General features: G+C 45.5%; 1 protein-coding gene and 1 CRISPR repeat array. The gene reads left to right on the top strand.

From position 1 onward, the window contains the following. Positions 1–58: 58 nt before the first annotated feature. Positions 59–6,568: direct repeats of the CRISPR family, unit length 28 nt; unit sequence TTTCTAAGCGACCTATGCGGTCGTGAAG. 284 nt (positions 6,569–6,852) lie between these two features. Beyond that, the gene (gene cas1f / locus B0180_RS05030) at positions 6,853–7,806 is read left to right on the top strand and encodes a type I-F CRISPR-associated endonuclease Cas1f (protein WP_078255932.1); all 954 of its coding nucleotides are present in this window, start codon (positions 6,853–6,855) and stop codon (positions 7,804–7,806) included.

Raw genomic sequence — 7,806 nt, 5'->3', positions numbered from 1 at the left:
TCTAAGCGACCTATGCGGTCGTGAAGGTCGCCCACCATCAATAACAAAGACACAATTTTTTCTAAGCGACCTATGCGGTCGTGAAGTGCGCCTGTGAGCTGATTTGTGATCATCTCATTTTCTAAGCGACCTATGCGGTCGTGAAGAGATGACATCCCCGTTACTGTCAAATTCATTATTTTCTAAGCGACCTATGCGGTCGTGAAGATATTCATCCTCAAGCTGCGCCATCTCATCTTTTTCTAAGCGACCTATGCGGTCGTGAAGCGTTTGCAGCACAATACCAACCATGCCTTCAGTTTCTAAGCGACCTATGCGGTCGTGAAGCAATCACGGATTAACTTAAGGAGACAAAACATTTTCTAAGCGACCTATGCGGTCGTGAAGTATAATCGCGATCGTTCATGCTGCCACCTGTGTTTTCTAAGCGACCTATGCGGTCGTGAAGTCATGGCAGGGTTGAGGCAGCAAAGCAGCTTATTTCTAAGCGACCTATGCGGTCGTGAAGTTGATAGATCTGATAGAAAAAAATTGACGGATTTTCTAAGCGACCTATGCGGTCGTGAAGGATTCGACACCATCAATTCTAGGGCTTTTTTTTCTAAGCGACCTATGCGGTCGTGAAGATTTACAGTAAGGACGGAGCAAAGATTGACGGTTTCTAAGCGACCTATGCGGTCGTGAAGCAACTCCCCCAGTTTTGCTAACCTAAGCGGTTTTTCTAAGCGACCTATGCGGTCGTGAAGAAGCGGGCATTAGCAATAAGTAAATTTTTATATTTCTAAGCGACCTATGCGGTCGTGAAGTCGTTCCCCCATTCTGATGAAGCCTGTTATAATTTTCTAAGCGACCTATGCGGTCGTGAAGATTGATGCTGACATTGTGGCGGAGATTAACGATTTCTAAGCGACCTATGCGGTCGTGAAGGCTGACCTTCAGGCAATACGCCTGAACAAATCTTTCTAAGCGACCTATGCGGTCGTGAAGAGTCTCTACAGATTGATTGAGGCTATACAAGATTTCTAAGCGACCTATGCGGTCGTGAAGGCCTATTCCGCCAATATCGCCCTCGAAAGCGATTTCTAAGCGACCTATGCGGTCGTGAAGCCTAATGTAACAAATACTAGATATGCTTTCATTTTCTAAGCGACCTATGCGGTCGTGAAGGGGATACTCTTGGCGTAACTGTTCGTATTTTTTTTCTAAGCGACCTATGCGGTCGTGAAGAAGTTGCTCGCGATATTCCCAATGCTGCCCAATTTCTAAGCGACCTATGCGGTCGTGAAGAGTACACGACGATTGCGGAACACAACGAGAATTTTCTAAGCGACCTATGCGGTCGTGAAGTCAATGTTTACGATGCCATTCAAGGCACCAAATTTCTAAGCGACCTATGCGGTCGTGAAGAGTCAAATTGGGTAAATTATTACGCTAGAGCTTTTCTAAGCGACCTATGCGGTCGTGAAGTTGGCTCATCCGCCCTAAGCATGGCGATAAAATTTCTAAGCGACCTATGCGGTCGTGAAGCTGATGCCTTGGACAAATCAGCAAAAAACTATTTTCTAAGCGACCTATGCGGTCGTGAAGAATTGAAAAACTAATGCACCCTAAACATATTATTTCTAAGCGACCTATGCGGTCGTGAAGACTGACATCAATAAGGCGCAAATGCGCTGTTTTTTCTAAGCGACCTATGCGGTCGTGAAGAGAGCTGGTAAGAAAATTGCACGCACCAAAGCTTTCTAAGCGACCTATGCGGTCGTGAAGGCGGGCTTTTTCGTCTCTCGACCATACAATATTTTCTAAGCGACCTATGCGGTCGTGAAGGTTATCCCATGCCAGTTGCGGCATGAAAAAACTTTCTAAGCGACCTATGCGGTCGTGAAGGAGGCTATCGTATGTCATGCGTATGGCATAGTTTTCTAAGCGACCTATGCGGTCGTGAAGACTGTCACATACTCACCGCATTTGCTGCGTCTTTTCTAAGCGACCTATGCGGTCGTGAAGTGGCTTGATATACACCGTCTGCGACTTTGTTATTTCTAAGCGACCTATGCGGTCGTGAAGGTGTATTTCAGGGATAGTTGGTGAACCTTACATTTCTAAGCGACCTATGCGGTCGTGAAGGGGATTTTTGGTGGTGTATTTCAGGGATAGTTTTTCTAAGCGACCTATGCGGTCGTGAAGTCTTGCAAAAACAAAAAAGCTCGTGTAATATTTTTCTAAGCGACCTATGCGGTCGTGAAGTTGATGAATTGGTTGCATTTGTTGAAGAGCAATTTCTAAGCGACCTATGCGGTCGTGAAGCGAAAGCCTTGTGACGCTTTGCCGCGCACAGCTTTCTAAGCGACCTATGCGGTCGTGAAGACCGTCCATTTGCCATAGGCGACTTTTGGCAATTTCTAAGCGACCTATGCGGTCGTGAAGCGAAGAAATCTACGACATTAGTAGCAGCCGATTTTCTAAGCGACCTATGCGGTCGTGAAGAGTCAAATTGGGTAACTTATTACGCTAGAGCTTTTCTAAGCGACCTATGCGGTCGTGAAGGGCGAGCAAGCGCGCCTGTTAGGTGTAGAGGATTTCTAAGCGACCTATGCGGTCGTGAAGACAGGGGCTTCATGCCCCTTTTTTAATGTCATTTTCTAAGCGACCTATGCGGTCGTGAAGAGCTGCTACACACGCCGGCTTTTTTTAATTCTTTTCTAAGCGACCTATGCGGTCGTGAAGTAACAAGCAAATCTATTATAGCAATCAAACAATTTCTAAGCGACCTATGCGGTCGTGAAGTGTGCGTGCAAGAGCCTGACATTGTCATCAATTTTCTAAGCGACCTATGCGGTCGTGAAGCTTGCGCCAATCTCATAATAATAAGGTTCATTTTTCTAAGCGACCTATGCGGTCGTGAAGCTATGATCAAAATCATGAACACGATTGACAGCTTTCTAAGCGACCTATGCGGTCGTGAAGAAAACTGCAAAAAGAAGCCAAATGGTTCCCATTTTCTAAGCGACCTATGCGGTCGTGAAGCCGCATGGCGAACCATTTCCAAAGCCCGTGATTTTCTAAGCGACCTATGCGGTCGTGAAGGGCACAGCCACACAGCCAAAATCCGCAGGGATTTTCTAAGCGACCTATGCGGTCGTGAAGATTTCAACAAGCACAACGCAAGAAGCTTTATTTTTCTAAGCGACCTATGCGGTCGTGAAGAACGGCATTGAAAGATGGATGACCGAGATCAATTTCTAAGCGACCTATGCGGTCGTGAAGACAAGACCGCCAACAGCACAAAAATTTAGCGATTTTCTAAGCGACCTATGCGGTCGTGAAGATAGCGCGCAGAGCTAATCTATTTGACCCACATTTCTAAGCGACCTATGCGGTCGTGAAGCCGCAAGATCGGCAGCAGCAATATTTATTACTTTTCTAAGCGACCTATGCGGTCGTGAAGTGCGAGTAGAGACGGGCAAACTGCAACACTTTTTTCTAAGCGACCTATGCGGTCGTGAAGCATCTTTTGGGTCAAGCACCCCCAAAAAATCTTTTCTAAGCGACCTATGCGGTCGTGAAGTCTCTAACTGTACAGCTACCTATCGTGAGCGTTTTCTAAGCGACCTATGCGGTCGTGAAGAATCTCACTAAATCTTTCAAAAAATTTCTCTTTTTCTAAGCGACCTATGCGGTCGTGAAGTCATGGCGAGATGCTGTTAAAGCAAAAAGGCATTTCTAAGCGACCTATGCGGTCGTGAAGTAATCAGCGCCAGAGCGTCTTTAGCGCCCTTATTTCTAAGCGACCTATGCGGTCGTGAAGCGGGCAGTCTATATTGAGCTTAAGCACGACTTTTTCTAAGCGACCTATGCGGTCGTGAAGATGAGTATTAGACCTTACACGGGCGAGTATCTTTTCTAAGCGACCTATGCGGTCGTGAAGATGACGGCATGTGAGTTTTGGGAGGCGATGGTTTTCTAAGCGACCTATGCGGTCGTGAAGAGAATTGGAATTGTCGAGAAACCAAAAACATATTTCTAAGCGACCTATGCGGTCGTGAAGATCAGCAACGCCAAGGCAAAGATTATCGAGATTTTCTAAGCGACCTATGCGGTCGTGAAGATCAGAAAGTAATCACTTATGATGGTTTAACTTTTCTAAGCGACCTATGCGGTCGTGAAGGGGCGATGAGTACGAGCATGCGATCACGCATTTTTCTAAGCGACCTATGCGGTCGTGAAGCTCGCTATAGCTAGTGCTACCCTGATACGCTCTTTCTAAGCGACCTATGCGGTCGTGAAGCGAATTGCGCCATTGCTGATGGTAATGCTATGTTTCTAAGCGACCTATGCGGTCGTGAAGACGCGCTCTGAGTGACGCTTTGAGCTGAGTTATTTCTAAGCGACCTATGCGGTCGTGAAGACAATAACATTGGGTTATTTGGGTTTGTTTGATTTCTAAGCGACCTATGCGGTCGTGAAGTGTAGCCTGCCTGCGAATTGACCAATGCTTCATTTCTAAGCGACCTATGCGGTCGTGAAGAACCATGCAGCAAGCGGCAATCAATAATCTTGTTTCTAAGCGACCTATGCGGTCGTGAAGGTTAATTATAACTATAATTTTGGCTCGATGCTTTTCTAAGCGACCTATGCGGTCGTGAAGTTATTGCTGGATTGTAACTGCGTGAAAAAGGCTTTCTAAGCGACCTATGCGGTCGTGAAGTCTTAAAAATTTGGTCATGGCGCACCTGTTACTTTCTAAGCGACCTATGCGGTCGTGAAGTATGATGGCAAATTGTTTATTCCCCTCCATGATTTCTAAGCGACCTATGCGGTCGTGAAGATTTTAACGCAGCCATTAATATCAAGGTGCAATTTCTAAGCGACCTATGCGGTCGTGAAGACCTGTGACCTAGTACCCAATTCATCACGCATTTTCTAAGCGACCTATGCGGTCGTGAAGTTGGCTTAGATGGTCAGTTGGGTATCGCCTTTTTTCTAAGCGACCTATGCGGTCGTGAAGACGAATATATACAAGCTATGCAAAGCGCCTTTTTTCTAAGCGACCTATGCGGTCGTGAAGTGCGAATGTCTGTTATCTGTTGCTGGGTGCTATTTCTAAGCGACCTATGCGGTCGTGAAGATTTGGGCGTATCGCTTGGCGTATCGCCAAAATTTCTAAGCGACCTATGCGGTCGTGAAGATTTTGTCCTTGTGATGGTGATTGGGGTTGTATTTCTAAGCGACCTATGCGGTCGTGAAGATCGCCGTAGTGCTGAATATGATGTTGCTGAATTTCTAAGCGACCTATGCGGTCGTGAAGTAAATCTTTTCCGATCTTATTGTGAGCTGAACTTTCTAAGCGACCTATGCGGTCGTGAAGACAATGGCGCAGTCACACTGACATCAACCCAATTTCTAAGCGACCTATGCGGTCGTGAAGATCATGCTCATGGATTAGAGCGTCAAGGTTACTTTCTAAGCGACCTATGCGGTCGTGAAGTAAATCTTTTCCAATCTTATTGTGAGCTGAACTTTCTAAGCGACCTATGCGGTCGTGAAGACAATGGCGCAGTCACACTGACATCAACCCAATTTCTAAGCGACCTATGCGGTCGTGAAGATCATGCTCATGGATTAGAGCGTCAAGGTTACTTTCTAAGCGACCTATGCGGTCGTGAAGTTTAACAGCAGTATAACCTTTGATAAATGCAATTTCTAAGCGACCTATGCGGTCGTGAAGTTATAAAATCTATTGAAATGATGTGCGTGTGTTTTCTAAGCGACCTATGCGGTCGTGAAGGCAATAATATAATTTGTTTACACACAAAAAAGTTTCTAAGCGACCTATGCGGTCGTGAAGTAATCTTGCTTGTGTTCATTTCTCACAAACTATTTCTAAGCGACCTATGCGGTCGTGAAGTACATGCTTTAGAACATACTTCAAGCGCCAATTTTCTAAGCGACCTATGCGGTCGTGAAGTTAATGTCATCATCTCATCAATGGTTACTAATTTTCTAAGCGACCTATGCGGTCGTGAAGTATCCAAAGTATGTTGAATTGGTAAAACAAAGTTTCTAAGCGACCTATGCGGTCGTGAAGGAAAGAAGTGAATCGGCTCGCCGAGCGCTCAGTTTCTAAGCGACCTATGCGGTCGTGAAGGATGGTGAGGTTGTTGCTGTGCCTTTTTTCAATTTCTAAGCGACCTATGCGGTCGTGAAGAAGGACGGTCTTTGGCTCACAAAAGATAAATTTTTCTAAGCGACCTATGCGGTCGTGAAGATTGTTCAGTTAAAGCAGTACAACGCTCCAAATTTCTAAGCGACCTATGCGGTCGTGAAGAGCAGGCACAAGTAACATCACATGGAAATGTGTTTCTAAGCGACCTATGCGGTCGTGAAGACTCCTAAGTGCGCCCTTCGGGATTTTTTTTATTTCTAAGCGACCTATGCGGTCGTGAAGAAAAGCTTGATTATGCGCGTATGGTGCGTGATTTTCTAAGCGACCTATGCGGTCGTGAAGGCAATGCCACCGCGGCCTGCAGTCGCAATTTTTTTCTAAGCGACCTATGCGGTCGTGAAGAGTAATTATAACCGAAAAAATTAAGAAATAACAGCCATTTATGATGGATTGACCCTTTTTATCCAATCAAAAGTTGACTAGTTATAACTTATTGATTTTATTAAGTTTTTAAATAGTTAAAAAAATAAAGGTTTTTTACACCCATCATCATCTGATGTCAAATTTAGTATAGCATAACTGATATGGCAGATGGATAATATAAGCTTATAATTTGGTCGCATCATCGCTTGACAGGCTATAATGGGTGTGATTAAATTAAATTCATCATTAAGGAAATTGACGTCATGGATACGCTCAAACCCACGGATCTTAAGGCAATTTTGCACTCCAAGCGCGCCAACGTATTTTATCTTGAGCATTGCCGAGTCATGCAAAAAGATGGGCGCATCCTGTATCTCACCGAAACCAAATACGAAAACCACTATTATAATATCCCCATCGCCAATACCACAGTCATCTTGCTTGGCACAGGGACATCCATCACCCAAGCCGCCATGCGAATGCTTGCCAGTGCAGGGGTTTTGGTGGGGTTTTGTGGTGGTGGGGCGACGCCATTATTTTCAGGAGCAGAAATTGAATGGCTCAATCCCCAAAGTGAATATCGCCCGACCGACTATGTCCAAGGTTGGCTGTCTTTTTGGTTTGATGACCAAAAGCGGCTGATCATCGCCAAAGAGTTTCAACAAAAGCGTCTAGCATTCATCCAAAAAATCTGGTCAAAAGACAAACAGCTGCAAGAGGCTGGGTTTGATGTCAGTGATCGTGATCTGGCACAGGCATTTGCGGCGTTTGACCACAAAATTCACCAAGTCACCAGCGTCAATAACCTTCTGCTGGCTGAAGCACTGCTGACCAAGCAGCTGTATAAATACGCAGCGACCCATTGCGGATTGTCTTTTGAGCGGGATTTTCATGCAGGCGACGACGCCAATAACTTTTTGAATCATGGTAATTATCTGGCGTACGGGCTTGGTGCATGTACTTTGTGGGTGCTTGGCATTCCGCATGGATTTGCGGTGATGCATGGCAAGACTCGGCGCGGGGCACTCGTCTTCGATGTGGCGGATTTGGTCAAAGATGCCATCGTGCTGCCGTGGGCATTTGTCTGCGCCAAAGATGAGTTTAGCGAACAAGAGTTTCGCCAAAAAATCTTGCAAAAATTCACGGAGCATAGGGCGCTTGATTTTATGTTCGAGCAAGTCAAATTGGCGTCGCAATATTTTAAATCAGGGGAATAA

It is taken from the genome of Moraxella canis (genome assembly GCF_002014965.1).
In the GTDB taxonomy this organism is placed as follows: domain Bacteria; phylum Pseudomonadota; class Gammaproteobacteria; order Pseudomonadales; family Moraxellaceae; genus Moraxella; species Moraxella canis.
Note: the sequence above shows the minus strand (reverse complement) of the source record. Positions and strands in the feature narration are given on the sequence as shown.

Bases quoted from the DNA above. Each gene is read 5' to 3' on its own strand.
- cas1f (WP_078255932.1), top strand. From the start codon at position 6,853: ATGGATACGCTCAAACCCACGGATCTTAAGGCAATTTTGCACTCCAAG.